We start from the raw sequence: 1,111 nt of genomic DNA on the forward strand, positions 1-1,111 counted from the left end.
ATCATCGCCAAACATGTACCATTGGCCCCATTGCGATTGCACATAGTTATTCTTAACCAATTGATAGGTGCTTGGATCAAAGTAGTAATACGTCCCCTGCCACTTTTGGACTCCCGTGAGTGCTTTCCCATCTGCTCCCAACAGGTAACCTCGGTCTGAACCGGCTGGAACCCGATAATCATTCTTCACTACTAAGTAGCTGGAAGGATCAAAGAAATACATGGCGCCTTGCCACATCTTAGGCCCGGTCACAATCTTACCATCGTCGCCAAACATGTACCACAATCCCCATTGGGATTGGACATATTGGTTCCGCACTAGTTGTTTGGTTGTCGGGTCAAAGTAGTAATACGTCCCCTGCCACTTTTGAACACCGGTTAAAGCTTTCCCATCATTACCAAACAGGTAGCCATCGTTCGTTCCTTCTGGAACGATATACGTATTTTTCTCTTTGAGGAAAGAAACCGGACTGTAATAATAAATGTCTCCATTCGCTTCTTTATACAGTCCACTAGCGACCCGTCCTTGATCATCAATCTGGTACTGATAGCCCCATTCATTAAACTTTTGGTTCTTCACTAACCGGTAATTATCCCGGTCAAAGGCATAATACGTTCCTTGCCATTTTTGAATCCCACTTAATGCGGCCCCGTTTTGGTCTGTTAAGTAGCCACTATTATCTCCATCCGGATCGACATAGTTATTTTTAACCAACTGATAGGTATCGGGATCAAAATACCAATATGTCCCTTGCCATTCTTGCAGGCCCGATTGGGCCACCCCATCTTGCATTAAGTAATAACTACTCCCACTCGTTTGATTCATGGTTGGTAGTTGTACGTATTCACGCCCCGAATCCAATTGTCCATTACGATAGTAGGCCTGATCGCCATTGGCCTGTTTAACCCAACCATTTTGCGCCGTGGCAACTTTACTCTCCGCTAAAAAGCTGGCTTCCTGGGCACTCGTTTGGTAATCATTAGTAGTTACCGTCGTTTGTTCACCATTATTAGCTTGATCAGCACTACTCTTATTCGTGGATGTCAGCGCAGCCGTTTGGTCATTAACGTTCGTACTTGCACTAACAACTTGAGTACGATCATTAGCCTGA

1 pseudogene is annotated in these 1,111 nt (G+C 44.9%); it reads right to left on the minus strand.

Features of this window, described 5'->3' with window-relative positions:
* Positions 1–825, minus strand: a pseudogene (locus AC1EKL_RS08730) (hypothetical protein); the annotation flags it as partial.
* Between the last annotated feature and the right edge of the window lie 286 nt (positions 826–1,111).

It is taken from the genome of Limosilactobacillus sp. C0001E2 (assembly GCF_056590915.1).